Annotated in this window: 21 protein-coding genes and 1 pseudogene; 16 read left to right on the top strand and 6 right to left on the bottom strand. The window is 69.5% G+C overall.

Annotated elements, in window-relative coordinates; all coding sequences use genetic code 11:
• Nucleotides 1-550: 550 nt before the first annotated feature.
• The 6 genes from ABD289_RS24705 (at nt 551) to ABD289_RS24680 (ending at nt 8,251) form a co-directional block, all read left to right on the top strand.
• Nucleotides 551-3,016, top strand: coding sequence for a GcvT family protein (locus ABD289_RS24705; RefSeq protein WP_344137855.1), 2,466 nt, complete (start codon nt 551-553; stop codon nt 3,014-3,016).
• A gap of 41 nt (nt 3,017-3,057) precedes the next feature.
• Nucleotides 3,058-3,678 (top strand): cyclodeaminase/cyclohydrolase family protein, encoded by a 621-nt coding sequence (locus tag ABD289_RS24700; protein WP_344137852.1) that lies wholly within the window; start codon nt 3,058-3,060, stop codon nt 3,676-3,678.
• Nucleotides 3,675-4,601: a bifunctional 5,10-methylenetetrahydrofolate dehydrogenase/5,10-methenyltetrahydrofolate cyclohydrolase gene (locus ABD289_RS24695; protein WP_344137849.1), complete on the top strand. Its 927-nt coding sequence runs from the start codon at nt 3,675-3,677 to the stop codon at nt 4,599-4,601. Before ABD289_RS24700 ends, ABD289_RS24695 begins: the two co-directional genes overlap by 4 nt.
• The gene (locus ABD289_RS24690) at nt 4,601-5,974 is read left to right on the top strand and encodes an L-serine ammonia-lyase (RefSeq protein WP_344137846.1); all 1,374 of its coding nucleotides are present in this window, start codon (nt 4,601-4,603) and stop codon (nt 5,972-5,974) included. The genes ABD289_RS24695 and ABD289_RS24690 overlap by 1 nt, the downstream gene beginning before the upstream one ends.
• A gap of 10 nt (nt 5,975-5,984) precedes the next feature.
• Entirely contained in the window at nt 5,985-6,833 is an 849-nt protein-coding gene (purU, locus tag ABD289_RS24685; RefSeq protein WP_344137843.1) for a formyltetrahydrofolate deformylase, read from the top strand.
• Between the two features lie 272 nt (nt 6,834-7,105).
• Nucleotides 7,106-8,251 (top strand): aromatic ring-hydroxylating oxygenase subunit alpha, encoded by a 1,146-nt coding sequence (locus tag ABD289_RS24680; protein ID WP_344137840.1) that lies wholly within the window; start codon nt 7,106-7,108, stop codon nt 8,249-8,251.
• Nucleotides 8,252-8,409: 158 nt separating this feature from the next.
• Here ABD289_RS24680 and ABD289_RS24675 read toward each other — a convergent pair whose 3' ends face one another.
• Nucleotides 8,410-9,795, bottom strand: coding sequence for an MFS transporter (locus ABD289_RS24675; RefSeq protein ID WP_425564773.1), 1,386 nt, complete (start codon nt 9,793-9,795; stop codon nt 8,410-8,412).
• Nucleotides 9,796-10,200: 405 nt separating this feature from the next.
• On the opposite strand from ABD289_RS24675, the gene ABD289_RS24670 reads away from it, so the two are divergent.
• The gene (locus ABD289_RS24670; RefSeq protein ID WP_344137834.1) at nt 10,201-10,542 is read left to right on the top strand and encodes a bifunctional 3-phenylpropionate/cinnamic acid dioxygenase ferredoxin subunit; all 342 of its coding nucleotides are present in this window, start codon (nt 10,201-10,203) and stop codon (nt 10,540-10,542) included.
• A complete protein-coding gene (locus tag ABD289_RS24665; RefSeq protein WP_344137831.1) occupies nt 10,542-11,702 on the top strand; it encodes an NAD(P)/FAD-dependent oxidoreductase in 1,161 nt (386 codons plus the stop codon). The genes ABD289_RS24670 and ABD289_RS24665 overlap by 1 nt, the downstream gene beginning before the upstream one ends.
• Nucleotides 11,703-11,766: 64 nt before the next feature.
• Here the strand turns inward: ABD289_RS24665 and ABD289_RS24660 are convergent, their stop codons facing one another.
• Nucleotides 11,767-12,423, bottom strand: a complete 657-nt coding sequence (locus ABD289_RS24660) for a GntR family transcriptional regulator (RefSeq protein WP_344137828.1) — start codon at nt 12,421-12,423, stop codon at nt 11,767-11,769.
• A gap of 1,052 nt (nt 12,424-13,475) precedes the next feature.
• On the opposite strand from ABD289_RS24660, the gene ABD289_RS24655 reads away from it, so the two are divergent.
• The 4 genes from ABD289_RS24655 to ABD289_RS24640 all read left to right on the top strand — a co-directional run bounded on the left by ABD289_RS24655 (nt 13,476) and on the right by ABD289_RS24640 (nt 18,375).
• Nucleotides 13,476-14,477 carry a TerC/Alx family metal homeostasis membrane protein gene (locus ABD289_RS24655; protein WP_344137825.1) on the top strand — a complete coding sequence of 334 codons (1,002 nt, stop codon included), beginning with the start codon at nt 13,476-13,478 and terminating at the stop codon, nt 14,475-14,477.
• 157 nt (nt 14,478-14,634) lie between these two features.
• Nucleotides 14,635-15,840 carry a heparan-alpha-glucosaminide N-acetyltransferase domain-containing protein gene (locus tag ABD289_RS24650; protein ID WP_344137822.1) on the top strand — a complete coding sequence of 402 codons (1,206 nt, stop codon included), beginning with the start codon at nt 14,635-14,637 and terminating at the stop codon, nt 15,838-15,840.
• A 212-nt stretch (nt 15,841-16,052) separates the two neighbouring features.
• On the top strand, nt 16,053-16,931 hold the full coding sequence (locus ABD289_RS24645) for a M15 family metallopeptidase (RefSeq protein WP_344137819.1): 879 nt from the start codon (nt 16,053-16,055) through the stop codon (nt 16,929-16,931).
• Nucleotides 16,932-17,475: 544 nt separating this feature from the next.
• Nucleotides 17,476-18,375: a CPBP family intramembrane glutamic endopeptidase gene (locus tag ABD289_RS24640; protein WP_344137816.1), complete on the top strand. Its 900-nt coding sequence runs from the start codon at nt 17,476-17,478 to the stop codon at nt 18,373-18,375.
• A gap of 82 nt (nt 18,376-18,457) precedes the next feature.
• On the opposite strand, the gene ABD289_RS24635 is transcribed toward ABD289_RS24640, so the two are convergent.
• Nucleotides 18,458-18,892: a VOC family protein gene (locus ABD289_RS24635; RefSeq protein ID WP_344137813.1), complete on the bottom strand. Its 435-nt coding sequence runs from the start codon at nt 18,890-18,892 to the stop codon at nt 18,458-18,460.
• 307 nt (nt 18,893-19,199) lie between these two features.
• Between ABD289_RS24635 and ABD289_RS24630 the strand changes: the two are divergent.
• Nucleotides 19,200-19,586 (top strand): annotated as a pseudogene (locus tag ABD289_RS24630) (pyridoxamine 5'-phosphate oxidase family protein); the annotation flags it as partial.
• 270 nt (nt 19,587-19,856) lie between these two features.
• On the opposite strand, the gene ABD289_RS24625 reads toward ABD289_RS24630, so the two are convergent.
• On the bottom strand, nt 19,857-20,453 hold the full coding sequence (locus tag ABD289_RS24625; RefSeq protein WP_344137810.1) for a TetR-type transcription factor C-terminal domain-containing protein: 597 nt from the start codon (nt 20,451-20,453) through the stop codon (nt 19,857-19,859).
• A gap of 290 nt (nt 20,454-20,743) precedes the next feature.
• On the opposite strand from ABD289_RS24625, the gene ABD289_RS24620 reads away from it, so the two are divergent.
• The 3 genes from ABD289_RS24620 (at nt 20,744) to ABD289_RS24610 (ending at nt 24,082) form a co-directional block, all read left to right on the top strand.
• The gene (locus ABD289_RS24620) at nt 20,744-21,736 is read left to right on the top strand and encodes an NADPH:quinone oxidoreductase family protein (RefSeq protein ID WP_344137807.1); all 993 of its coding nucleotides are present in this window, start codon (nt 20,744-20,746) and stop codon (nt 21,734-21,736) included.
• A 73-nt stretch (nt 21,737-21,809) separates the two neighbouring features.
• On the top strand, nt 21,810-22,988 hold the full coding sequence (locus ABD289_RS24615) for an acyl-CoA dehydrogenase family protein (protein WP_344137804.1): 1,179 nt from the start codon (nt 21,810-21,812) through the stop codon (nt 22,986-22,988).
• On the top strand, nt 22,985-24,082 hold the full coding sequence (locus ABD289_RS24610; RefSeq protein WP_344137801.1) for an acyl-CoA dehydrogenase family protein: 1,098 nt from the start codon (nt 22,985-22,987) through the stop codon (nt 24,080-24,082). Before ABD289_RS24615 ends, ABD289_RS24610 begins: the two co-directional genes overlap by 4 nt.
• A 108-nt stretch (nt 24,083-24,190) precedes the next feature.
• On the opposite strand, the gene ABD289_RS24605 is transcribed toward ABD289_RS24610, so the two are convergent.
• A complete protein-coding gene (locus tag ABD289_RS24605) occupies nt 24,191-25,291 on the bottom strand; it encodes a DUF1015 family protein (RefSeq protein ID WP_344137798.1) in 1,101 nt (366 codons plus the stop codon).
• The gene (locus tag ABD289_RS24600) at nt 25,288-26,283 is read right to left on the bottom strand and encodes an NAD(P)-dependent oxidoreductase (RefSeq protein WP_344137795.1); all 996 of its coding nucleotides are present in this window, start codon (nt 26,281-26,283) and stop codon (nt 25,288-25,290) included. The genes ABD289_RS24605 and ABD289_RS24600 overlap by 4 nt, the downstream gene beginning before the upstream one ends.
• Nucleotides 26,284-26,415: the final 132 nt, after the last annotated feature.

The raw sequence follows: 26,415 nt of genomic DNA, 5'->3' as shown, positions 1-26,415 counted from the left end.
TCGGCGCCGACCGCCGTCGCCACCTCCGGGTCCACCGCGGCGAGCGCGTCGTTGAACAGATTGTCGGTGGACGGATTCATGGGATTCCTTCCGCGCTGGGACGCTGCAGGGGGATCGAAGACCGGCAGGGCAGGAGCCCGCACTTCTGAGAGCCAACTGAAATATCAGATGGATGTCACGGTAGCAGCGCGCGCCGCGTGGTCAAGAGATCGATTCGCGAGCAGTGGCGCTGGAGGCCGGAGCTTCAGCGCGGAGAGCTGAAAAACGCTCAGATTTCGTTGCTCGGGGTTGCCGCCTCGGGCGGGTGGCGGCGCGCGGTCGCGGCCCGGGTTGACCTGGATTTTTCGGCTACGTGTTGACCACGCCACATCTGGCGTTCTACTCTGCTGGACAGTTGATATATCAGTCCTCGGTCAGAGGGCTCCATAGTTTTCCGCGGTGCGGCTCGGTGTCACCGCTCATCCGAAAACCGCTTCTGCTCAACCAAATTCGCCTGCCGAAGGCATTTCGCTCCCCAGCTCAACATCCGCTGCCCCGTAAGGAGATCAGCATGAGCACGACCCCTCGCGTCGTCATCATCGGAGCCGGGATCGTCGGCGCGAACCTCGCCGACGAGCTCACCAGCCGCGGGTGGAACCAGGTCACCGTCCTTGACCAGGGGCCACTGCCGCTCACCGGTGGCTCGACGTCGCACGCGCCAGGCCTCGTCTACCAAACGGCTTCTTCGAAGACGATGACGGAGTTCGCCACCTACACCGTCGAGAAGTTCAAGAGCCTCTACGCCGATGAGGGCTGGTGCTTCAACCAGGTCGGCGGGCTCGAGGTCGCCACCACCCCGGAACGGCTCGCCGACCTGCACCGCAAGCAGGGCTGGGCCACCTCCTGGGGAGTTCCCGGCGAGGTCATCGAGCCCGAGGAGTGCGCGAAGCTGCACCCGCTGCTCGATCCAGACCGGATTCTCGGCGGGTTCCACACGCCGACGGACGGCCTGGCCAAGGCACCCCGGGCCGTGCTCGCCCTCGCACGTCGCGCCGTCGGGCGCGGTGCGCGGTTCCGGGGCGCGGTCCGCGTGGTGGGGATCAACCAGCAGGGCGGACGGGTCACCGGTGTGGAGACCGACCAGGGAGAGGTCCCCGCCGACATCGTGGTTTCCTGCGCCGGTTTCTGGGGTCAGCGGATCGGCGAGATGGCCGGCATGAACGTGCCGCTGCTGCCGATGGCCCACCAGTACGCCAAGACCGACCAGCTGCCCGAGCTCGCCGGGCGCAACGACGAGCACACCGAGGCCAACCTGCCGATCCTGCGCCACCAGGACCGCGACCTCTACTTCCGCGAGCACGTCGATCGGCTGGGCATCGGCACCTACGCCCACCGCCCGATGCCGGTGCGCCTGGGCGACCTGCCCGAGCTCGACGCCCCCTCCGAGCAGGCCATGCCATCGGTGCTGCCGTTCACCGAGGAGGACTTCGCGCCTTCCTGGGAGGCCACCAAGCGGCTGCTGCCCGCTCTGGAGTCGGCCGCGGTCGAGACGGGCTTCAACGGGGTCATGTCCTTCACGCCCGATGGTGGCCCGCTGGTCGGCGAGTCCCCGGACGTGGCGGGATTCTGGATCGCCGAGGCGGTGTGGGTGACCCATTCCGCGGGAGTGGGGCGCTCGGTGGCGCAGCTGCTGGTCGACGGGCGCAGCGAGATCGAGCTGCACGGTTGCGACGTGCACCGCTTCGACGAGATCGAGACGACGCCGGATTACGTCGAGGAGACCGCTGCGCGCAACTTCGTGGAGGTCTACGACGTCAAGCACCCGCTGCAGCCCAAGTTCTCCCCGCGCGATCTGCGGGTGAGCCCGTTCCACGCGCGGCAGAAGGAACTCGGCGCGGTGTTCCTGGAAGCCCACGGCTGGGAGCGCCCGCACTGGTACGAGGCGAACGCACCACTGGTCAAGGAGCTGCCGTTGGAGTGGCAGCCGCCGGGGCGGGACGCCTGGGCGGCGATGTACCACAGCCCGATCGCCGCGGCCGAGGCGTGGAAGACCCGCACCGACGTGGCCATGTTCGACATGACCTCGCTCAAGCGGCTCGAGGTCAGCGGGCCCGGGGCGCTGGCGTTCCTGGACCGGCTCACCACCAACAAGCTCAACAAGTCCGTCGGCTCGGTGACCTACACGCTGATGCTCGACGAGGCAGGCGGCGTGCGCAGCGATCTCACAGTGGCGCGGCTGGACGAGCAGCTGTTCCAGATCGGTGCCAACGGAAACCTGGACTTCGACCACCTCCGCCGGGAGCTCCCCGAGGACGGCAGCGTGTCGCTGCGCGACATCACCGGCGGCACCTGCTGCATCGGCGTGTGGGGTCCCCGCGCGCGTGACCTGGTGCAGCCGCTGAGCCGCGAGGACCTCTCGCACGAGGGCCTGAAGTTCTTCCGCTGCAAGCAGATCCACATCGCAGGCATCCCGGTCACCGCGATGCGGGTGTCCTACGTCGGCGAGCTGGGCTGGGAGCTCTACACCAATGCTGAGTACGGCAGGCGGCTCTGGGACGTGCTCTACGAAGCGGGCCGCGAGCACGGGGTGGTCGCAGCCGGGCGAGCAGCGTTCAACAGCCTGCGGCTGGAGAAGGGCTACCGCGCCTGGGGCGCGGACATGACCACGGAGCACAACCCGTACGAGGCCGGAGTCGGTTTCGCGGTGCGGATGCAGAAGGGCGAGTTCATCGGTCGAGACGCGCTCGCTCAGATCGAGCCGGAGGCGGTGACCCGTCGGCTGACGTGTCTGACGATCGACGACGGGCGCAGCGTGGTGCTGGGGTCCGAGCCGGTGTTCGTCGACGGGGTGCCCTCCGGCTACGTCACCTCCGCCGCGTTCTCGCACACCCTCGGTACTCCGATCGCCTACGCCTGGCTACCCGCCGAGGCCGTCGAGGGCACCCGGGTGCGCATCCAGTACTTCGACCGCATGGTGAGCGCGACCGTCGCCGCCGAGCCCCTGGTCGACCCGGACATGCAGCGGATCCGTCGCTGACCCGACCCGCGCCCGCGGGCGCACGACTGCGAAGGATACCCATGCGCACGGACACCATCGAAGAATTCCTGCACGACCTGGCCGCCAGGGTGCCCGCACCCGGCGGCGGGGCGACCGCGGCACTGCACGCCGCGCAGGCCGCCGCCCTGCTTGGCATGGTCGCCCGCTACAGCGACGGCGAGAAGTACGCCGAGCACGCCGCGACGATCCACGAGGTGCGCGACACCACCGACGAACTGCGCGGACTCTGCCTGGACCTGGCCGAGCAGGACGCGGAAGCCTTCGGTGCGGTCGCGAACGCCTACCGGCTGCCCAAGCAGACCCCGGAGGAGAAGCGAGCTCGTTCCCTGGCGATCGGAACGGCCCTCGCCGAGGCCGGGCGGGTCCCCGCCCGGGTGATCGTCCTGGCCGAACAGATCGTCGAACTCGCCGAGCGACTGCGGCCGATCGGGAACCCGAACGTGATCAGCGATGTGGCGGCCTCCGCGATCGCGGCGCGGGCGGCGATCTCGACCGCCCGGGTCAACGTCGAGATAAACCTCTCCGGCATCACCGACCTCGACCTCCGCACCGAACTCGACGAGGCGCTCGTCAAGACCGACGACATGCTGCTGCGTGCCGATACCGTCACCTCCGCAGTCCGGGAGCAGATCCTGCGATGACCACGATTCAGCCCACCACACCCCGAACCACCGAGGCCATCCGAGAACTCGGTGGAACCGGGCTCGCTCGCGAGATCCGCGCGCGAGCCGCCGCGAACGCCGCGGAGCTCGCCGAAACCGGCATCACCCCGGGGCTGGCCGTGGTGGTTGCCACCGACGACGAGTCCAGCGCCTGGTACGTGCGCTCGATCGCACGTGCTGCGGGCAAGGCCGGAATCGACTGCCGCACGGTCGATCTCGGTCCGGGCGCCGAACCCGAGCGGATCCGCGCCGCGCTGGAAAAGCTCAGCGCGGACGAGTCGGTGCACGGCATCATCCTGCAGACCCCGTTGCCGGCCGAGGCGCACTTCGAAGAGCTGGCATCGGCGATCGATCCTCGCAAGGACGTCGACGGGGCCAACCCGGTCTCGCTCGGCAACCTGGCCGCGGGCCTGCCCGCGCACCCGCCCGCCACCGCCGCTGCGGTCCTGGAGCTGCTCGATCACCACGAGATCGAGCTGGCCGGGCGAAACTGCGTCGTGGTGGGGCGTTCCAACGTGGTCGGCAAGCCGGTCGCACAGCTGCTGCTGCAGCGCGACGCGACCGTCACGGTCTGCCACCGGCACACGCCGGAGCTGACCGCGTTCACCCCGGACGCGGACGTGCTGGTGGTCGCGGTCGGCAAGCCCGGCCTGATCACCGACAAGCACGTCCGGGACGGCTCGGTCGTCGTCGACGTCGGCACCAACCCGACAGCCGACGGCGGACTCGTCGGCGACGTCGAGCCGTCCGTGCGAGTCGCCGGGCTCACTCCCGTGCCAGGGGGCGTGGGTCCGGTGACCACCGCACTGCTGCTGCAGCACACGGTGCGGTCCGCGATCCGCACCGCCCGCCAGGTCGGGAACACCGCCGACCCGCGGCTGCGACCCGGTCAGGAGTGCTGATGAGCCTTTCCGTCTTCGATCTGTTCAAGGTCGGCATCGGGCCGTCGAGCTCGCACACCGTCGGTCCGATGCGGGCGGCCTACCTGTTCGTCGAGCACCTGCGCAGCACCGGGACACTGCCCCGCGTCGTGCGGGTGCGCTGCGAGCTGTTCGGTTCCCTCGGAGCGACGGGGCACGGGCACGGCAGCGTCAAGGCCGTGGTCCTCGGGCTCGCGGGCGAGCAGCCGCACCTGGTCGACCCGGTCGCTGCCGAACCGCAGGTGCAGGCCGCACGCGAGGAGTCCCGGCTGAGCCTCGGCGGCGAGCACAAGATCGCCTTCGAGGTGGACGAGGACGTGGTCCTGCACCGCAACGCGCGGCTCGACTTCCACAGCAACGGCATGGTCTTCGAAGCCCTCGACGACGCCGGAACGTGCCTCGATCGACGCGAGTACTACTCGGTTGGCGGTGGTTTCGTCCTCGACGAGGACGAAACCGGGCGGCCCGTCCTCGTCGAGGACGAGACCCCGATGCGCTATCCCTTCGCGACTGCCGAGCAGCTGCTCGCGCACACCGCGGGGTCCGGAGCGCGGATCAGCGACGTGATGCTTGCCAACGAGCTGACCTGGCGCCCGGAGGAGGACACCCGGGCCGGCCTGCTGCACATCTGGTCGGTGATGCGGGAGTGCGTCGAGCAAGGTGTGCACACCGGGGGAACCCTGCCCGGCGGGCTCAAGGTTCGCCGCCGCGCACGCGAGCTGCGGACCAGCCTGGAGAGCAGCGCGGGGGAGAACGACGCGGCGCAGGCCATGGAGTGGGTGACCCTGTTCGCCCTGGCGGTCAACGAGCAGAACGCCGCGGGCGGCCGGGTGGTGACCGCGCCGACCAACGGCGCCGCCGGGATCGTGCCCGCCGTGCTGCACTACGCGCACCGCTACCTGCCCTCCTTCGACGATGACGCCGCGGTGCGGTTCCTGCTCACCGCCGGGGCGATCGGCGTGCTGTTCAAGGAGAACGCGTCGATCTCCGGCGCCGAGGTCGGCTGCCAGGGCGAGGTCGGGTCGGCCTGCTCGATGGCCGCCGCCGGACTGGCCGAGCTGCTCGGCGGAACCCCCGAGCAGGTGGAGAACGCCGCGGAGATCGGCATCGAGCACAACCTCGGCCTCACCTGCGACCCGGTTGGCGGGTTGGTGCAGATCCCGTGCATCGAGCGCAACGCGGTCGCCGCGATCAAGGCGATCACCGCCGCGCGGATGGCGCTGCGCGGCGATGGCCACCACCACGTGTCCCTGGACAAGGCGATCAAGACGATGCGCGAGACCGGGGCGGACATGAAGGACAAGTACAAGGAGACCGCGCGCGGCGGCCTCGCGCTCAACATCGTGGAATGCTGAGGAGAATCCCGTGACACGATCGTTCACCCTCACCTTGAGCTGCCCGAACCGCACCGGGATCGTCCGAGCGGTCAGCTCCTACCTGGTCGAGCAGGGCTGCGACATCGCCGAATACCGGCAGTTCGACGACCCGGTGCGCGGGCGCCTGTTCCTGAGGGTGCAGGCCACCGCGGCCGCCGAGATCGACCTCGACGAGATGTCCCGCGGCTTCGAACCGGTGGCCACCGACTTCGAGATGGTCTACGCCCTGCACCTGGACCGCGACGCCCGGATCCTGGTGATGGTCTCCAAGCTGGGGCACTGCCTCAACGACCTGATCTACCGGTGGCGCGCCGGGGAGCTGGGTGCCGAGATCGTGGCCGTGGTGTCCAACCACGAGGACCTCCGCCCGATGGCCGAGGCGGCCGGTCTGCCGTTCCACCACGTCCCGGTCACCCCGGAGACCAAGCCGGAGAGCGAGGCCCGGCTGCTGCGGCTGGCCGACGACTACGGCGTCGACCTGGTGGTGCTCGCCCGCTACATGCAGGTGCTCTCCGACCAGACCTGCAAGGCGCTGCACGGCCGCGCGATCAACATCCACCACTCGTTCCTGCCCGGGTTCAAGGGCGCCAAGCCCTACCACCAGGCCTACGACCGCGGCGTCAAGCTCGTCGGTGCCACGGCGCACTACGTCACGCCCGACCTCGACGAGGGCCCGATCATCGAGCAGGAGGTCATCCGGATCGACCACAGCTACGACCCGCGGGCGCTGCAGACCGTGGGGCGGGATGCCGAGGCGCTGGCGCTGTCGCGGGCGGTGCGGTGGCACTGCGAGAACCGCGTTCTGCTCAACGGTCACAGCACCGTCGTGTTCCGGTAGCCATACCGGGGAAAGTCCGAGTACTTTGGCAATCGAATCGCGTTCCTCCCGGTGCGCGCCGGCGCGCACCGCACGTGCTCCCGCTCCGCGCTGCGCTTCGGTCTCGTGCCGCGGACCGCCGCAGCGCGGCACGAGCACGAGACCGATTCCGCCGCCAGCGATCAAACATGGCCCGCTGAGCCACCTTTGCCGCAACATCAACGTCGAGACGACGCCCGCCTCCGAGGCGCCGCAGCGAGATCCCCACCTCTGTCCGACGAGGAGCACTACCCATGACGACCGGTGAGCTTCCCACCTCTCAAGGCAAGGCCGTTCTCCCCGAAAGCCTGCGCGAGACCCTGGCCGGGCACTACTACACCGACCCCTCGATCTTCCGCCTGGAACAGGAGACGATTTTCGAAGCAGGCTGGTTCTGCGCCGTGCTCAGCGCGGACCTGACCAAGCCCGGCCAGTACGAAACGGTCCAGATCGGACGTGAGAGCGTACTGGTCACCCGAGGCCGCGACGGCGCCGTCAAGGCGTTCCTGAACGTCTGCAGGCACCGCGGCGCGCAGTTGTGCACCGAGGAGAAGGGCGAGGTGCGGCGGTCCTTCCAGTGCCCGTACCACGCCTGGACCTACTCCTTCGACGGCGATCTGATCGCCGCGCCGAATCTCAACGCGATGGACGACATCGATCGCACCGAGTACGGGCTGCACAAGGTGCACGTCCGGGAATGGCTCGGCTACGTGTGGCTGTGCCTGGCCGAGGAAGCGCCCTCGTTCGAGGAAACCGTCATCGGTGACGTCACCAACCGGCTGGGCACCCCGGACGCGATCGTGGGTTACCAGGTCGCCGACCTCAAGCTCGGGCGGCGCATCGAGTACGACGTCAAGGCGAACTGGAAGCAGATCGTCGAGAACTTCATGGAGTGCTACCACTGCGCGACGATTCACCCCGAGCTCACCGAGGTGCTGCCCGAGTTCGGCGACGGGTTGGCCGCGCAGTACTTCGTGGGGCACGGCGCGGAGTTCGGTGAGGACATCGAGGGCTTCACGGTCGACGGTTCGGCCGGGCTGCAGAAGCTGCCCGGGGTGAACGAGGAGCAGGACCGCCGCTACTACGCGATTACGGTGCGGCCGCAGGTGTTCATCAACCTGGTGCCCGACCACGTGGTCTTCCACCGCATGTTCCCGATCTCGGCAGAACGCACGCTGGTGCGCTGCGACTGGCTCTACCTTCCCGAGGTGGTCGATTCGGGGGCCGACATCGATCGTTCCGTGGAGTTGTTCCACCGGGTCAACAAGCAGGACTTCGACGCCTGCGAGCGCTGCCAGCTGGCCATGGACTCCCGTGCCTACGCCGACGGCGGGGTGCTGGTCCCGAGCGAGCACCACATCGCCGAGTTCCACGACTGGGTTCGCAACCGGATCGGCTGACCCGCCGCCCAGGTGGCCTCGCACCGAAGTCCGGTGCGAGGCCACTTCTCGTCGACCCACCGAGCGACGCGAAAGAGCGGTCCCGCCCGGAACCAAGCGCATCCGGAGAGCGCGGTTCCGGGCGGGACCGCAGAGTTGTGGCTGTTACCGCGGAGCCGTCAGCGCGGCTGCTCCAGCGGCACGCCGTCCTCGGACAGAGGTGGGGGTGGGAGTTCGGCGCTGGAGGAGAGGGGAGCGGCGCCGTCCAGCGGCTTTCCCGCGTGCTCGCGCAGGAAGTGCGTGGCGACGATCCCGATGACGCCGGCGCCGATGAGGTAGTAACCCGGCCAGTCCAGGTTGCCGGTGGCGGTCACCGCCGCCTCGATGATCGTCGGAGCGGTACCGGCGAACAGCGAAACCGACAGGTTGAAGATCACCGCGAGGCTGCTGTAGCGGATCACGGTCGGGAACAGCGCGGGCAACGTCGACGGGGAAACCGCCGCGAAGCACATCAGGCACAATCCGATGATCAGCAGCCCTGCGATCAGACCGGCCATTCCGGTGCGCAGCAGCCAGACCGCCGGTAATCCGAGCAGCACCAGGGAGACGCTCCCGGTCATCAACACCGGTTTGCGTCCGATTCGGTCGCTGAGGCGCCCAACGCCGACGATCGCGCACAACATCACGAGCATGACCGCCACCTGCAACCCGGTGGCCACTGCGCTGCTCGTCCCGCCCTCGCCGAAGCGGGGGAGCGTGCCGGTCAGGTAGGTCGGGACGTAGTTGGTCAGCACGTAGTTGGTCACGTTCCACGCCACGATCACACCTGTGGCGACCAGCGCGGGGGTGCGGTAGTGGCGCAGCACGATCTGCACGGCGCGCCTGGTAGACATCGTGGCCAGCGCGGGGGAGCGCTCCATGAGCTGCCGGAACGCCGGGGTGTCCTCCAACCGGATGCGCAGGTAGATCCCGACCAGGCCCAGCGGCAGCGCCAGCATGAACGGCACCCGCCAGCCCCAGGCGACCAGATCCTCGTCCGGCAGCAGGGCGATCACCGCGCCGCAGGTGCTCGCCCCGAGCGCGTAGCCGGTCAGGGTGCTGAATTCCAGCCAGCTGCCGAAGAATCCGCGCCGCCGGTCCGGTGCGTACTCGGCGATCAGCGTCAGTGCCCCGGTGTACTCGCCGCCTGCTGAGAAGCCCTGCAACATCCGGATGAGCAGCACCAGCAGCGGGGCCAGCAGGCCGCTGGTGCCGTAGCTGGGGACCAGGCCGAGCAGCACCGTGGCGACGGCCATCAGCAGGATCGTGGCGGAAAGGGTCTTGGTGCGACCGAACTTGTCGCCGATGCGGCCGAAGACGAAACCACCCAGCGGGCGCATGATGAACGCGGCGGCGAACGCGCCGAGCGTGTAGACCGCCCCCCAGTCGCCGAGTCCCGGGAAGAACACGCGCTCCAGCACTACGGCGGCGAGGTAGGAGTAGATCCCGAAGTCGTACCACTCCGCGACGTTGCCGACCGAGGCCGCGGCGACCGCGCGGTGAACGGTGCGTTCCTCTTGCACCACCGGGGGCCTGAGGTTGCGCCGCGGTCGTCTGGACTGGTCGGTCATGGGGGCTCCCGGGTGCGATCTGCAGCGCCGAGCGACGGTGTCGCAACTCCGCAGCAGCTCCGCGGTTGTGACCGCGATGGACTACTGATATATCTATTCGCGGTAAGATATCGGGTTAGTCCCTCTCGAAGCAAGACCTCACCTCACCCCCTCGCGGTCCAGCCGGCGGGGTCGCCACATCGCTCGGCGCGACCTCGCCATTCTTGCGCGTCCAGTGTCGATCCCACCTCGAGGACTCCTCGGAAAAACCCATGTTTCGGGCTGAATTTGACCGTTGACGAGCGGGGTGGCGAACTTCATTCTGTCGGTGTTGGTTGCGTAATGCACAGCCCGTTCCGCTATGAGCAACAGGAGGCGTTCATGATCTTGGTGGGTGAGTTGGCCGACCTGCAGCCTGGGGAGTCGGTCCGGGTGCACGGCGAGGTGCCGATCGCGGTGTTCAACGTGGACGATGAGCTCTACGCGATCGATGACACCTGCTCGCACCAGGACGCGTCGTTGTCCGACGGGTGGCTCGAGGGATGCGCCGTGGAGTGCCCGCTGCACGCCGCTTGCTTCGATCTCCGGACCGGTCAGCCCAGCGGCCCGCCCGCGAAGAAGCCGGTGCGCACGCACGCGGTCTCGGTTGAGGACGGGCTTATTTACGTGCACGAGTCGACCCGGGTCACCGTCGGTGGCGCGGTTGCGGAGGAGGTCGGTTGATGGAGCACATCACTGTCGTCGGTGCCTCGCTGGCCGGGCTGACGACCGTCCGCGCATTGCGCGCGCAGGAGTTCGAAGGTCGGATCACGCTGGTCGGCGACGAGCCGCACCAGCCCTACGACCGTCCGCCGCTGTCGAAGGAGTTCCTCGCCGGAACGGCCACCGAGGACGACATCCGGCTCATCGACGACGACGACGAGCTTGACGTCCAGTGGGAGATAGGCCAGCCCGCGAGCTCGCTCGACCCCTCCGGCCGGGCCGTCGTGCTCGCCGACGGAACCCGGATCAACACCGATGGCGTCGTCCTGGCCACTGGCGCACGGGCACGAGAACTTCCCGGCACGGCGTCGCGGGGTGTGCACACCCTCCGCTCCCTGGACGACGCACGAGCCCTGCGCGCGGAACTCGTCCCGGGTGCACGGCTGGTCATCATCGGCGCCGGGTTCATCGGAGCCGAGATCGCCTCCACCGCAATCAGTCTCGGATGCGACGTGGACATCGTCGAATCCTCGGCGGTGCCGCTGCAGCGGGCCCTGGGACCCGAGATGGGTGCGGTCTGCGGCCGGTTGCACACCCGCAACGGTGCTCGGGTGCACCTGCGCACCGGACTCGCCGAGCTGATCGGAGAGCCCGGGGTCACCGCAGTGCGCCTCACCGACGGACGGGAACTGCCTGCCGACGTCGTGGTGGTCGGCATCGGGGCGCAACCGAACACCGAATGGCTCGCGGGTTCAGGGCTCGACGTCGACGACGGCGTCCGCACTGACGCGCAGGGACGAACGGCCATCCCCGAGATCGTGGCGGCGGGTGACTGCGCTCGCTCGTACCGCAACTACACCGCCGGCCCGCTCCGGCTGGAGCACTGGACCAACGCGCTGCAACAACCGGCGGCCGCGGTAGCGGGTCTGCTCGGGCGGGAGCACACGGCTCCGGCGCACCACGCGGTTCCCTACTTCTGGTCCGATCAGTACGGACACAAGATCCAGTTCGCGGGCCACCGCACCTCGGACTGCACGTTGCAGGTCGAGGAGGGCGACCCGGAGTCCGGTGATTTCCTCGCTCTCTACCTCGACCCCGACGAACGGCCGGTAGGAGTGCTGGCCATCGACCGCGCTCGCGCCTTCGGGCAGTGGCGGCGAAAGCTCGCCCAGAACCTCTGATCGGCGCGACCCGGACTTCTCACTCAACCCCGCCTCCGGATCATCGATTCGGCGCAGGAAGGAATCACACCAACGAACGCATAGCATTGTCGAAGTTCAGCACGTGTTCCCGCGCGAGCCGTTCAGCCTTGTCCGGCTCGCGCGCGCTGATTGCCCGCAGCAGCGCCGAGTGCTCCATGACATGACTGTCGAAGTCCGGCATGCGCTCCAGGAAGACGCAGAAGATCCGCGTCGCGAGGTTGTCGTAGCGGATGAGCGTGTCCTCGAGGTGCGGGTTCCCCGCCGCGTGGTAGATCGCCCGATGCACGTGGAGATCCCAGCGCATCACCTCGTCGCGTTCGAGGGAGTGGAAATCCACGTCGTCGAGGAAGTCGGCGAGGTTGCCGAGCTCCTCGGCTTCGGCGTTGCCCGCGACCTCGGCGGCCCTGCGGGCCGCGAGCGGTTCCAGGTGCATCCGCAGATCGGAGATGTAGGCCAGATCGGTGATGTCCACGGCGGTGGCGAACGTCCCGCGTCGCGGGTAGGAAACGACCAGGCGATCGATCTCCAGTCGCTTGAGCGCCTCGCGCACCGGCGTCCGGCCGATGTCGAGCGCCTCCGCCAGACCCGCGTCGTCGATCGGCTCCATCGGAGGGATGTCAAGCATGATCAGCCGATCGCGGATCGCCTGGTACGCCTTGTCGGCCATGGAGATGGGCTGGCCTTCGGTTGTAGCACTCATCGTAGCCCCGACTTCATCACTGAAATCCAGCAATCGTCCAAATCTGATACACGACTAGTATAGCAGAAATGCATTGCGGTAACGACCGGTGTTGTTGGTCACTGCGACGCCGCACACGTCTGACCTGCGAAGTTGTCCGAAACCTGGATTGGGTGCGAATTCCGGAGCGCGCGCGACGTGCCCGGCAGCGCCTGGTCGCAGTTGGTCCGGGCCACCAGCTGCGGCCGTGGATTCGATGATTCGAATTCGACCCGGTGTCGCCATCAATTCATTTCCATTTGGTAACAGGTGGCTCCGGCCCGGCCCGCCGGTGGTCAGCGGTCTGCAGAACGGATCACTACGGCTGGTCGACCTCGGCGCCAGCTACCCGTTCCGCTCGCTGGGTTGCAGACCGGGGTCCTGGGCACTGGCGGGCAGCTGCACGTGATCGGCCCGAAGGGGCGCAGGTGGTCCGCAAGATCCCGGTCCTCGGGCCGCGGGGAGCGCCCTTGGACTAGCAGCAGCCGCTGCTCGTGCGGTGCGGGACGGCTTACGTCACAAACCCGAGTGGGCGGGAGATCCACGTGATCGAACTCGCTCCCGGGGGAGAAATTCGCCACCGGCGCGCTGCTCGCGGTGCCGGACGAGCTGACCGGGCCCGGTCGCGGGTCACCGACCGTCGCGCCGAGCCCGAGACGGTCAGTGACCCCCCGTGCGGAAAACACCACGAAACAGCAGTGGCGGAGGGGACTCGCCGAACAACGGCCTCGGTGATCGGGGGCGGTGCGCCTCCCGTCCGCCCGATGGACCTCAACGTCCTCGCCATCGTTGGTCACGCACGGCGGCACGCCTCGTCCTCGGTGCGATCGCTGCGAGGTGGGCCCGATCAGGACGGGTGCAGCCTGGTGCCGGCCTCACCGGTGTGGGGGAGCGGTAACCGCCCTTCGGCGAGTCGGTCCGTGCGCGCAGCCGGTTGTGCGATCCTCGATCGAGTTGACCGCTGTTGCGCGCGGGGCGGTAGCTGCCAGCTCTTCCCGCGCTGAGCCGGTGATGCGGTCCGGAAGGAGTTTTCGGTGGGTGAGATCACGGCGCTGACCTGGGGCGTCACCATCGCGCTGGTCGTGCTGCTGCTGGCGGTGGATCTGGTGCTCGCGGCGATGAAGCCGCACCGGGTCGGATTCGGCGAGGCCACGGCCTGGTCGGTGTTCTACATCGTGGTCGCCGTGCTGTTCGGCGTGTGGTTCGCGATGACCTACGGCGGTGATCTCGGCACCGAGTACTTCACCGGTTACATCGTCGAGAAGAGTCTGTCGGTCGACAACCTCTTCGTCTTCGTGATCATCATGTCCACCTTCGCGGTGCCCGAGGAGCACCAGCACAAGGTGCTGACCTTCGGCATCGTGCTCGCGCTGATCATGCGCGTCATCTTCATCGCGGTCGGCGCCGCGCTGCTGTCGCTGTTCTCGTTCGTGTTCCTGCTGTTCGGCCTGCTGCTGATCTACACGGCGGTGCAGTTGTTCCGGCACCGCAACGAGGATCCCGACGTCGAGAACAACGTGATGGTCAGGACTGCGCGGCGGATCCTGCCGATCTCCGACGAGTACGTCGGCGGCAAGCTGCTGATCCGCCAGAACGGTCGCCGCGCGGCCACCCCGCTGTTCGTGGTGCTGGTGGCCATCGGCGGGATCGATCTGCTGTTCGCGCTGGACTCCATCCCGGCGGTCTTCGGCGTGACCAGCGAGCCGTTCATCGTGTTCACGGCCAACGCCTTCGCGCTGCTCGGGCTGCGCGCGCTGTTCTTCCTCGTCAAGGGCCTGCTCGACCGGCTGGTCTACCTCTCGGCCGGACTGGCGCTGATCCTGGCGTTCATCGGGGTCAAGCTGGTGCTGCACTGGCTGCACGTGGACATCAGCGGGAGCATCCCGGAGATCCCCACGCCGCTGAGCCTGGGCGTGATCGTCGGGGTGCTGGTGATCGTGACGGTCGCGAGCCTGATCAAGACCAGGGGACATCCCGAGATCAAGGCCCACTCCGGCGCGCTGCGCGCGAACCCGCATCGCCACGAGCGCGAGTGAGCGGGTTCGGCGCGCGCACTTCGATCGGGACCGCGCGGGCGGTGGCGGCGAAGCTCGCGTAATCGAGAAGTGCTAGCCCGGAACTGGCTCAAAGTGCTAGGCGCCGGGGCCACGCGGTCGATCCGCCCGGGGGTCGTGCCGCGCGATGGTCTTGCGCGTGGAAGCGACTACTCACCTCACCGGCACGCAGCAATCTCCCGAACAGGAATCCCCGAAGCGGGGACACCAGGCCAGGCTGGTCGGTCTGGACGTGGCGCGCGGACTCGCGGTGTTCGGCATGTTCGCCGCGCACGTCATGCCACCCACCTACTGGCCGTCGAGCCTCGCGTCCGGTCGGGCGGCGGCGCTGTTCGCCGTCCTGGCCGGGGTCTCGATCTCGCTGCTCAGTGGCGGATCGCGCCCGCACGCCGGAACCCGGATGCGGACCTCGCGGGTGCGCATCGCCGTGCGCGCCGTCCTGCTCTTCTTGCTGGGCCTCGGCCTGACCACGCTGCAGGTGCCCGCGATGGTGATCCTGGCGTTCTACGGCGTGCTGTTCCTGCTCTCGATCCCGCTGCTGCGGTTGCGCGCGGCAGCGCTGGCGATCCTCGCCGCAGTGCTCGCGGTCGGCGCACCGCTGCTGTCGTACGTGCTGCGCGGAGGTGTCGAGACCAACCGGCTCGGCTACACACCCGACTTCGGCGACTTCGGCTCGCTCGACGGGTTCTGGACCGCGGTCCACAGCCTGTTGCTCACCGGTGCGTATCCGGTGCTGACTTGGCTGCCGTTCCTGCTCACGGGCATGTCCTTGGGCAGGCTCGACCTGCTCGCGGTGCGCGGGAAGCTGATCGCGGTGGGCGCAGGTCTGGCGGCGCTCGGCTACGGCGGCTCGTGGATCGCGATGAACCCGCTGGGCGGCCACGACGTGCTGCTGTCGACGTTGCCGCCCGGACTCCCGCCGAAGCTCCTCGACGCCGTGCTGTCCTCCAGCATGGGAACCGCGCCGACCACCTCCCCGGTCTGGCTGCTCACCGCGGGCGCGCACAGCGGTACTCCGTTCGATATCGTCGGCGCTTCCGGGGTGGCGATCGCGGTGATCGGTGCCTGCCTGTTCGGGCAACGACTGCGCGGACCGCTGCTGCCCGTCTCCTCGGTGGGCGCGCTCGCGCTGACCTCCTACGCCGGGCACCTGCTCGTGCTGAAGGCCGTCGGCGCCGAACGGATGGGTCAGCTGATCGCCGAGCACCCGTACGTTCCGTGGTTGGCCCTGATGGTCGGGACTGCGGTGCTCACGATCGGCTGGCGCGTGCTGCTGGGACGCGGACCGCTGGAGTGGGCGCTGCACCACGCCTCGACCGCCCCGGCGCGCCTGCTCGCTCGCTGAGCCGACCATCACCGGATCGGGTGGTTTAGGGGTCCTTTCAGAATGCGGTGGAGTCGCGTGCGGTGTGGGACCCAGCCGGTGCCGCGGCGTCTGCGGTTCCGCTCTCGGCACCGCCGCGCAACCCACGAGCTGAATGTCTCCTCAGGCCGAGCGGCCGAGAAGGCTGCTTCGCAGCGGGCTTCCGCTGGACGCGACGGGCTATCGTGAGGGGCATGATCGGTGCGGGGCGAGGGCTCGGCTGGGCGGTGGCGTTCGTGCTGGCGGTGACCGCGGCGTGCGGCACGAGCGCGCCGCCCGCACCCGCGCCGCAGGCACCCGCGCCGCCGGCATCGAGCCCGGCCGAGCCCCCGGCCTCCCCGAGCGAGACCGAACCGCCGCCCACGGGGCAGGTCGAGGCCCCCGCCGGGTTCGTGCCGCTGCGCGATGTCGCTCCCTCGATCGTCGAGGACATCCGCTACGCGACACCGCACAACTTCGTCGGCGATCCGGTGCGCGGCTACGACGAACCGATGTGCGTCGTGACCCGCCCGCTCGCCGACGCGTTGCACGCCGCGCAGCAGCAGCTCGAAACGCGGGGCTACTCCCTCAAGGTCTACGACTGCTACCGGCCGCAACGCGCGGTCGACCACTTCGTGGAGTGGGCGAAGAACGTCGACGATCAGCGCATGAAGGCCGAGTTCTACCCGGGACTGGAGAAGTCCCGGCTGTTCGCCGACGGCTACATCGCCGAGAACTCCGGACACAGCAGGGGAAGCTCGGTCGACCTGACGCTCGTGCGGCTCCCGGTCCCGCCGCAACGTCCGTACGTCCCGGGTGAGCCGCTGAGCCCGTGCACCGCTCCGGCGGGGGAGCGGTTCCCGGACAACAGCGTCGACATGGGCACCGGCTACGACTGCTTCGACGACCTCTCGCACACCGACGACCCGCGAGTGACCGGGGCGGCGGAAGCCAACCGGAACCTGCTGCGCGACGTGCTCACCTCGGTCGGGCTGGAGAACTACGCGAACGAGTGGTGGCACTACAATCTGGCCAGCGAACCGTTCCCGGATCAGTACTTCGACTTCCCGGTCAACAGCGCGGCCTTCCGGTGACCGACGAGCGATCGGCGGCCGCCATCACCGGCCAGTCCGCGGAGCGCGAAGGCTCTCCCGAACTTCCGGGCGCACGGTCGTTCAGCCGGGGAGCGTCCGTTCGTTGAGCGAGCCTGTCCCGCAGTTTCGCGTTCCGGAACTGGCAGATGGGACCGACGCAGCGGAGAACTCCGGCTCCGTGGGCGTCCTTCAGGAACCAGACGAGGCTCTAGGGGTCCTTAGGAGATACTTCAGTTTGGGCTTGCGTGGCGGTGCGGGTGGCGGAACCTGACGCGTCGTGTGGCTGCGGGATCCGCTCCTTGAGCAGCGGCCTACGCGGCGTCGCGGCTGTCCTCGCCACACGGCGCGGCAGAACCCGCGGCGGTGCGAGTTGAGTCCCACACCTGAAACAGCGGCTGTGCCGCATACTGCAAGGATCCCTTAGCCTACGGTGCAGCAACGATTCCTCTCGCCGGTCGTCCGGTGACGACGTTCGGGTCGCGACGGATGGCACGACGCGTTGCGGTCCACAGGGGACTGACGTGGCCCGCGGGTCGTGAAAGGGATGAGTATGCCTCTTCAGCGGGAGCCGGCCATCGCAGCGGGAACGCCCTACCACCTGCTCGCGCGCACGCCGGCACATCGCTGGTGGCGACCGCTGGTCGGTGTGCTGCTGGTGACCGCGCTGTCGGTGCTGTTCGCGGTGCTGCTCTACGGTGCCGCGCTGGGGTTTGCCGCGGTCGTCGGTGCCCGTACGGATCCGGAGCTGGGTTTCGCCGATCCGCTGTGGATGTTCGTGGTCGGGTTCGTCACCGTGGCGGGGCTTCTTCCCGCGGTGCTGCTGACGGCGCGCATCGTCCAGCGCCGCCCGGCCGGGACGTTGTCCAGCGTGCAGGGGCGTCTGCGCTGGCGGTGGATGCTGGAGTGCGCGCGGTGGGCGGTGCTGTGCCAGGTGCTGGTTCTCGCCGTCGGCTTGGTGCGGGGAGATCAGTGGGCGGGCGCGACGTGGCCGGGCTGGCGGACGTATCTGACCGTGCTGGCTCTGGCCGTGCTCGTCGTGCCCTTCCAAGCGGCCGCCGAGGAGTACCTCTTCCGCGGATGGTTCCTGCAGGCCTTCGCGTCGTGGATCCGCACGCCGTGGCCGGGAGCGGTGGTGGCCTCGATCATGTTCGTGGCGCTGCACGACTACAGCGACCCGCTGGTGATCGTCGACCTCTTCGTCTTCGCGATGGCCCTGTGCTGGTTGAGCATTCGCACCGGCGGGCTGGAGGCCGCGGTGGCGCTGCACGTGGTGAACAACGTGGCCTCGGCCGCCTTCGAAGCCACCCGCGGCGTACCGAATCTCGACCAGAGCGGCGCGTATTCGTTGTGGGAGGTGCTGCCCACCATCGCGGTGACGCTGGCCTACGCGTGGTGGATCGATCGGCGCGCCGCTCGATCGGGAATCGCGACGACGACCGCGTGAGCGTCCAGGGCGCGCTTCGAGCCTAGCGCGGACCCAGGCGGACTCGGCACGCGAACCGGGGCAGGGCAGCGAGAGCGCGACCTCAGTCGAGGCAGAACTCGTTTCCCTCGACGTCCTGCATCACGATGCACGACTCGTTCTGATCATCGGCGGGCAGCAGTCGCACGCGGGTCGCGCCGAGCGGGATCAGCCGTGCGCACTCGGCCTCGAGCGCGGCGAGGCGCTCCGCACCCACGAGCCCGGTGCCGGCCCGCACGTCGAGGTGCAGCCGATTCTTGGCGACCTTGCCCTCGGGAACGCGTTGGAAGAACAGTCGCGGGCCGATGCCCGAGGGATCCGTGCAGGCGAACGCCGAGCCCTGCTGCTCGGGCGGTAGCGAGCTGTTGAACTCGTCCCAGTCGGTGAACCCCACCGGTGGCGGGGGAACGACGTATCCCAGCACCTCGCACCAGAAACGCGCGACTCGCTCGGGTTCTGCGCAGTCGAAGGTGATCTGGAACTGCTTGACCGATGTCATGAACGCACCTTACCGCCCGATTCCGCACTCCGGCGACAAATCGGGAGCGCACTTCGGCCCGGCGGCCGTCAGCGGAACAGGATGACGAGGACGCGGGGTGGCGGGCCCGTTCCGGCCCGGTGCCCGTGTGGGTGCGCTGAGTCGAGGCGGGCGATCGCACCGTCGAGCGGTTTAGCCGCGCTGGCCCATCTTCGCGGGATCTTCGCTGGGCTCACTCGGGCAGGGGGCACCAGTCCGGTTCGACCGACCGCGGGCTCGTCGCGGTTCCGGCGCGATCGGCGCGCTCGCGAAGCCGCGAAAACGCTTGATGGGGCGGTATTCCGGACTCGTTCCGGTCGACAGGAGTCAACGGATCGCCAGAATCGGTGCATGGGAAAGGATGCGTGCCTTCATCGAGTCGCAGCACATCTTCTTCACCGCGACCGCGCCGCTGGACGGCGAGGGCACGGTCAACCTCTCGCCCAAGGGCCTGAACGGTTCGCTCGCCGTGCTCGACGAACGAACGCTGGCCTACCTCGATTTCGCCGGGAGCAACGCCGAGACGATCGCCCACCTGCGCGAGAACGGCCGGATCACCTTGATGTGGTGCGCTTTTGAAGCCCGGCCCAACATCGTGCGCGGCCGCGGTGAGTCTGTCTTCCGCGACGACGCGCGCTGGGCGGAGCTGATGAGCCGTTTCCCGGACATCGACCCGACTCGGCACGGCCTGAGCGCGATCGGCGTCGTGACCGCCGAGCAGATCCGCGACACGTGCGGCTACGCCGTTCCGCTCATGACCTGCGACGAGGATCGAGCACTGCACGCGGCGCGCTTCGCGCGCGAGGGCGACGAGTCGCTCGACGCGTGCTTCCAGAGCAAGGACCACATCGCGACCAGCATCGACGGATTGCCGGGGTTGCCGTTGCCGCTGCCCCCGCTTGCGCGCACCGGATGGCCCCCGGGCGCTGTTCGCCGGGTGAGCGGCTCAACCGGCGCCGACGATGCGCAGGGCCATCTCGGCGTAGTGCTCGGCGATGTCCTCCGGGCTCCAGCGGCCCGCGTCCCGGTACCAGCGGGCGATGTCGATGCCGAGCGAGAGCAGCGCGACGGCGGCCATGGGCGGGTCCGGCGTCGCGAAGGTGCCTGCCGCGATACCGCGTTCGATGAGTTCGCGGAGATCTCGTTCGATGCGGTGGCGGATCTCGCGGATCTCCGCGTAGTGCTCCGAGGTGAGCGCGGACAGCTCGTAGTTGACGATCCGCGCCAGGGTGTGCGCGCGGGCGTGGTCGACGGCGAAGTCGTGGATCAACTTGCGCAGCGCGGCGGCGGGATCGGGCGACGACGCGATCGCGGTCTGCACCAGCTGGAGGGTGTTCTCGTGCCCCGACCGGGAGATGAGGTAGAGCAACTCCTCCTTGGACTTGTGGTGCACGTACAACGCGGCGGAGCTCAGGCCGGCGGCCGTCGCGATGTCCCGCGTTGTGGTGCCGTGGAAGCCCTTCTCGGCGAACGCGGCCACGGCCGCGTCCAGCAGGCGAGCGCGGGTGGCCTCGGCGCGGCTCGGTTCGGAGTTCTCGGTCATCGCGGCGTCCATTGTTGCTGTTGTTCGAATTCGGATCGCATCGGCACTCGTCGCAGCTCACACTGTTGTGTGATGTGCCTAACACTCCGGGCTCTGAAGGTTCCCTTGACGGTGGTGTCCCCGCCCAAGCCTAATGGCAACTTAGCAAGCGCTTAGTAAATCTGAGAAGTGCACGACGACCACCGTGATCGTCATTACCGCTCGCTGGAACCGGTGGCCCCGCGCGCCACGTGCCGCCGGGAGTCGGTCGGCGGGTGGCAGCGACGGCTCGGAGAACAGGAGGCGCCGGGATGAAGGCATGGCAGGTAGTGGAGCTCGGCGAGCCGCGTGACGTGCTGCGCCTCACCGACGTGGCCGATCCCGAACCGGGACAGGGACAGCTCACCGTGCGCGTGCTGGCATCGCCTGCCAACTTCCCGGACGTGCTCATGTGCGGCGGGCAGTACCAGGTCAAGCCCGAGCTTCCGTTCACACCGGGTGTGGAGCTCTGCGGGGAGGTCGTGGCCGTCGGCTCCGGGGTCGACGGGTTCGCCGCGGGCGACCGGGTGCTGGGCGGTTCGGTCCTGCCGCACGGCGGATTCGGCGAGCTGGCCGTCATGGACGCCGCGACGACGTTCGCGGCACCCGCCGCCCTGGACGACGCCGAGGCGGCCTCGCTGTACATCGGCTACCAGACCGGCTGGTTCGGCCTGCACCGCCGGGCCGGATTGCGCGCGGGCGAGACGCTGCTGGTGCACGCCGCGGCGGGTGGCGTGGGCAGCGCCGCCATCCAACTGGGCAAGGCCGCCGGCGCGCGCGTGATCGGCGTGGTCGGTGGCCCCGAGAAGGCCTCCGTCGCGCGCGAACTCGGTGCCGACGTGGTGGTCGACCGGCGGGAGCAGGACTTCGTCGCCGTGGTCAAGGAGGAAACCGGCGGGCGAGGCGCGGACGTGATCTACGACCCGGTCGGCGGCGACACCTACCGCCGCTCGACCAAGTGCATCGCGTTCGAGGGCCGGATCCTCGTGGTCGGCTTCGCCGGGGGCGAGATCCAGTCGGCCGCGCTCAACCACGCGCTGGTGAAGAACTACTCGATCGTCGGCCTGCACTGGGGCCTGTACAACCGGCACGACCCGGCGGCGGTGGCCGAGTGCCACCGGGACCTGACCGAGCTGGCCGCCAGCGGCGCGGTGAAACCTCTTGTCAGCGAGCGGCTCTCGTTGGACTCGGTGGCCGAAGGGGTGCAGCGGCTCGCCGACGGCAGCACGGTCGGTCGAGTCGTCTACCAGCGGGAGGCGTCGTGAGGATTCCGACTCCGGACCCGGCCCGACCTGCTCCGACGAGATCCGCGACCAAACCCGCACGGAAGGCGGCACGATGACCATCGACGAACTCAGGCAGCGGATCGCGGACTTCCTCGCCGCGCACGATCCCGCCACGACCGACCGACTGGAGTTCCTGCGCGCCCGCTACGACGCGGGTCTGGCGTGGGTGCACTTCCCGGAGGGCCACGGCGGCCTCGGCCTACCCCAGGCGTGGCAGCTCGACGTGGACGAACTGTTCGAGCAGGCGGGCGCGCCGGACAACAACCCGCAGATGAACGGCATCGGCCTGGGCATGGCGGCACCGACCATCCTCGCCTTCGGCACCGAGGAGCAGAAGCAGCGCTTCCTGCGTCCGCTGTGGACCGGTGAGGAGATCTGGTGCCAGCTGTTCAGCGAGCCCGGCGCGGGTTCCGACCTCGCCGGGCTGGCCACCCGAGCGGTCCCCGACGGTCCGGACTGGCTGGTCAACGGGCAGAAGGTGTGGACCTCCGGCGCCCACTTCGCCGACTTCGCCATCCTGGTCGCCCGCACCGATCCGGACCAGCCCAAGCATCGCGGGATGAGCTACTTCCTGTGCGACATGAGCGACCCGGGCGTGGACGTGCGGCCGCTGCGGCAGATCACCGGCGAGGCGGAGTTCAACGAGGTCTTCCTCAACGACGTGCGCATCCCGGACGCCCACCGCCTCGGTGAGGTCGGCCAGGGCTGGCAGGTGGCCACCGCGACGCTGAACAACGAACGAGTCGCCATCGGTGGCAGGGCCGCTCCCCGGGAGAGCGGCATGGTCGGGGTGGTCTCGCAGACCTGGCGCGAGCACCCGCAACGGCGGACCCCGGAGCTGCACGACCGGCTGCTGCGGCTGTGGGTGGAAGCCGAGGTCGCTCGTCTGACCGGCCATCGGTTGCGGCAGAAGCTGGCCCAGGGCCAGCTCGGCCCGGAGGGCGCCGCGATGAAGGTGACCTTCGCGCGGCTGAACCAGCAGCTGTCCGGTCTCGAGGTCGAGCTGCTCGGCGAGCAGGGACTGCGCTACTCGGACTGGTCCATGGCGCGGCCGGACCGCGTCGACTTCACCGGACGCGACGCCGGTTACCGCTACCTGCGGGCGAAGGGCAATTCGATCGAAGGCGGGACCACGGAGGTCCTGCGCAACATCGTCGCGGAGCGCGTCCTGGGCCTGCCTGCGGAGGCCCGCGCCGACAAGGACATCCCGTGGAAGGACCTCCCCAAATGAGCGATCTCAACCTGCTCTACACCGACGTCGAGGACGATCTGCGCTCCTCGGTGCGCGATCTGCTCACCGACCGCTGCGCCCCCGCGGATGTCGCCGCCGTCTACGACGACGACCGCTCGGCGGTCGCCGGCCTGTGGCAGGCGCTGGCCGTCGACCTGGGGCTGGCTGGACTCCTCGTGCCCGAGGACCGCGGCGGCGCGGGCGCCTCGGCTCGCGAAGCCGCCGTCGTCCTCGAGGAACTCGGCCGCGCGGCAGCGCCGGTACCGTTCCTGACCAGCGCGGTGGTGGCGACCACGGTGCTGGCCGAGACCGGCGGCGACCTGCTCGGCGATCTCGCCTCCGGCGAGCTGACGGCCGCGCTCGTCGTCCCGCTGTCCACGGCACCGGACGGCGCGCTAGCAACCGTGCGCGTCGCCGACGGGCGGCTGACCGGAACCGTCACCAGCGTGGCCGGTGCCCTGGAGGCCGACGTCCTGCTCGTGCCGGTGGAGACCCGTGAGGGCATCGCCGTGTACGCGGTGTCGGCGACCGAGGTCGTCCTGGAGCCGGTCGTCTCGCTGGACATGACCCGGCAGCTGGCCGACGTCACGCTGAACGGCGTCGTCGCGGCACCGCTCATCTCGGACGCCGAGGGCGCGGTGCGCCGAGCGCTGCGCACCGGAGCGGCGCTGCTGGCCTCCGAGCAGCTCGGCGTCGCCCGCTGGTGCCTCGAGGAGACCGTCGACTACCTCAAGCAGCGCAGGCAGTTCGGGCGCGTGGTCGGTGGGTTCCAGGCGCTCAAGCACCGACTGGCCGATGTCGCGATCGGTGTGGACTCGGCCGCCGCGGCGGCCCGCAACGCCGCTGCGGCGCTGGCCGCCGACGATCCCGACGCCGAGGTCGCGACCGCGGTCGCCCAGGCCTACTGCGGCGACTTCGCGGTGACGGCGGCAGAGGAGGCCGTTCAGCTCCACGGCGGTATCGGCATGACCTGGGAGCACCCGGCGCACCTGCACCTCAAGCGGGCGAAGGCCGACCAGATCGCCTTCGGCACCCCCGGCAAGCACCGCGCCCGGCTCGCCGAGCTGGTCGAGCTCCCCGCGGCCGGCGGCTGACAGCACCGCCGCCTGGGAGCCAGGCCGGGCTGATCGGCGAAACCGGCGGTTCTCCCTTCGCGAGGCATGAGGGGCACGTCTGCGACGCGCAGGCGTGCCCCGCCGCGTTCAGCCCGGGTGCGCGGTCAGATCGCGCAGGAACAGGCCCGGTGCGGGCTTCGGCGCGAACCACGTCGACTTCGGCGGCATCACGAGCCCGTCGTCCGCGACCGCCATGATCTGCTCGATGCTCGGTGGGCGCGCCGCGAACAGCACCGCCTCGCCGGCGGCGTGCCTGCAGTTCTCCGGTCCGCCGTTGCCGCAGGAGATCGGTGTGATCCCGAGTTCCGGCAGCACTTCCTCGTCGAGCGTCACCACGTCCAGCGAGGTGCGCACGCGACCGTCCGCGTGCGGGGAGCGCAGACCCAGCCGGTAGTGTTCGCCGCCGAAGCTCACCACGACCACACCCGGTTCGGGTGTCGCCGCCGGGCACTTCTCCCACGAGGCGGTCGCAGGCAGCGACCGCAGCTTCTCGAGCACCTCGGCCGCGGCGGATTCGCCGGGCACGGGCAGGCAGCGGTGGTACCCGAAGACCTGCATCTCGTCGCTGGGGAACAGCGCGGCGAGCGTGAACGCGGCCGGGTGATCGGCACCGAGGTGGTGGCGCCTGGCCGCGTAGCGCTCGGCCGCGGTCAGCCGGTGGTGGCCATCGGCGATGTAGAGCGCGTCGATCCCACCGACGCCCAGCTCGATGGTCCGCGCGAGATCCGGGTGACGCCGGATCCACGCGGTGTGCCGGGTCCCGTCCCCGGTCGTGAGGTCCACGTCCGGTTCGGTCGAGGTGACCCGCTCGGTCGCGGCGCGCAACGCGTGGCTGGGGGAGTGGGCGAGCGTCACGGGCATCTGCTCGATCCCGGCGAGCTCGGTGAACTCGTCGAGCAGCCGCTCCCGCTCGGGCTGCGTGGCCTCGTGCCGCCGGATCCGCCCCGCCCGGTAGTCCGCGACGGAAACCTCCAGCACGACACCGGTCTGCGCGTGCGTTCCGTCCGCGATGCGGTAGATCACGACCGCCGGTTCGGGCAGACGCGGGTACCGGCCGGAGTCGAAGGCCTCCCGGATCCGCGACGCGTCGCCCGGGTTCTCGCCGCGCCTGCGGTCCAGCACCAGACCGCGCGGCAGCCGCGCGGTGACTCCTGCGGCCGGAGCCGCCTCGGTGCGCGGGGCGCTCATGACGCTTCGCTCGCCGACAGGGACGGCTCGCGAGCCGCCTCCGGGTTGACGCAGTGCAGCACGGTGCCGGAGGCGAACTCCTCGACCATGCGCACGACCTCGCAGGCAACCGCTTCCTGCGCCTGCTCGGTCGACGCCCCGATGTGGTGGGTGCCGTAGACGTTGGGGTGCGCGGCGAGCCGCGAGTCGATGGTGCCGGTGCTCGGTTCGTCGGCGTAGACGTCGAGGCCGGCTCGCACGCCCTTGGCGTCCATCGCCTCGATCAGCGCGTCCTCGTCGATCAGGTCGCCGCGCGCGGTGTTGAGGATGATCGTGCCGGGACGTACCTGAGCCAGCAGTTCCCGGTCGACGAGGTGCCGGGTGCTGTCGGTGGCGGGCAGGTGCACCGACAGCACGTCGCACGTGCGCGCGAGCTCGGGAAGGTCGTCGACGAAGGTGATCCCGATGGCGCGGGCGCGCTCCTGGGTTTCGCTATCGCGCCCGGGCTTGGCCACCGCGTGCACGCGCGTGCCGAAGGCCGCGGCCCGTTCGGCGAACGCGAGGCCGATCTGGCCCAGGCCGATGACGCCGACGTCGCGTCCGAAGATCCCGCGGGCCTTGGAGTAGCGCTTCTTGTCCCATCGCCCGGCCCGCAGATCGGCCACGTTGTCCGGAACGTTGCGATCCAGCGACAGCAACAGCGCGAAGGCCAGCTCGGCGACCGCGATCGCGTTGCGCCCGGGCACGTTGGCGACCCGGATTCCCAGCCGGGAGGCGGCATCGCAGTCGATGGTGTTGGTGCCCGATCCCGCCCGGATCACCAGGCGCAGGGCATCGGCGTTCTCCAGGGCCTCGGCGGTGACGCGCGTGCTGCGCACGACCAGCACCTCGCACCCGCCCAGCCGGGCGGGCAGCTGCTCCGCGGTGGTGTCCGGCTCGTAGGCGCAGTCGTGCGCCTCGGCGAGCCGGTTCCGGTGCTGCTCGGGAAAGGCGTCGGCGACCAGGATCCTCATCGGCCCCTCCAGTGTCTCGCGGGACCTGCGCCCGACCCGGACGTAACGAGTTGCGGGTGAGCCTCGCAAGACGATCAGCACACCCAGCAGCCCGACGTCAGCGCCGCGCGCGAGATCCGCTGTTGCTCATTA

It is taken from the genome of Saccharopolyspora halophila, from assembly GCF_039531955.1.
Classification (GTDB): Bacteria; Actinomycetota; Actinomycetes; order Mycobacteriales; family Pseudonocardiaceae; genus Saccharopolyspora; species Saccharopolyspora halophila.
Note: the sequence above shows the minus strand (reverse complement) of the source record. Positions and strands in the feature narration are given on the sequence as shown.

Coding starts and splice junctions, on each gene's coding strand:
- ABD289_RS24705 (WP_344137855.1), top strand. CDS start 551: ATGAGCACGACCCCTCGCGTCGTCATCATCGGAGCCGGGATCGTCGGC.
- ABD289_RS24700 (WP_344137852.1), top strand. CDS start 3,058: ATGCGCACGGACACCATCGAAGAATTCCTGCACGACCTGGCCGCCAGG.
- ABD289_RS24695 (WP_344137849.1), top strand. CDS start 3,675: ATGACCACGATTCAGCCCACCACACCCCGAACCACCGAGGCCATCCGA.
- ABD289_RS24690 (WP_344137846.1), top strand. CDS start 4,601: ATGAGCCTTTCCGTCTTCGATCTGTTCAAGGTCGGCATCGGGCCGTCG.
- ABD289_RS24680 (WP_344137840.1), top strand. CDS start 7,106: ATGACGACCGGTGAGCTTCCCACCTCTCAAGGCAAGGCCGTTCTCCCC.
- ABD289_RS24670 (WP_344137834.1), top strand. CDS start 10,201: ATGATCTTGGTGGGTGAGTTGGCCGACCTGCAGCCTGGGGAGTCGGTC.
- ABD289_RS24665 (WP_344137831.1), top strand. CDS start 10,542: ATGGAGCACATCACTGTCGTCGGTGCCTCGCTGGCCGGGCTGACGACC.
- ABD289_RS24660 (WP_344137828.1), bottom strand. CDS start 12,423: ATGAGTGCTACAACCGAAGGCCAGCCCATCTCCATGGCCGACAAGGCG.
- ABD289_RS24645 (WP_344137819.1), top strand. CDS start 16,053: ATGATCGGTGCGGGGCGAGGGCTCGGCTGGGCGGTGGCGTTCGTGCTG.
- ABD289_RS24640 (WP_344137816.1), top strand. CDS start 17,476: ATGAGTATGCCTCTTCAGCGGGAGCCGGCCATCGCAGCGGGAACGCCC.
- ABD289_RS24635 (WP_344137813.1), bottom strand. CDS start 18,892: ATGACATCGGTCAAGCAGTTCCAGATCACCTTCGACTGCGCAGAACCC.
- ABD289_RS24625 (WP_344137810.1), bottom strand. CDS start 20,453: ATGACCGAGAACTCCGAACCGAGCCGCGCCGAGGCCACCCGCGCTCGC.
- ABD289_RS24620 (WP_344137807.1), top strand. CDS start 20,744: ATGAAGGCATGGCAGGTAGTGGAGCTCGGCGAGCCGCGTGACGTGCTG.
- ABD289_RS24615 (WP_344137804.1), top strand. CDS start 21,810: ATGACCATCGACGAACTCAGGCAGCGGATCGCGGACTTCCTCGCCGCG.
- ABD289_RS24610 (WP_344137801.1), top strand. CDS start 22,985: ATGAGCGATCTCAACCTGCTCTACACCGACGTCGAGGACGATCTGCGC.
- ABD289_RS24605 (WP_344137798.1), bottom strand. CDS start 25,291: ATGAGCGCCCCGCGCACCGAGGCGGCTCCGGCCGCAGGAGTCACCGCG.
- ABD289_RS24600 (WP_344137795.1), bottom strand. CDS start 26,283: ATGAGGATCCTGGTCGCCGACGCCTTTCCCGAGCAGCACCGGAACCGG.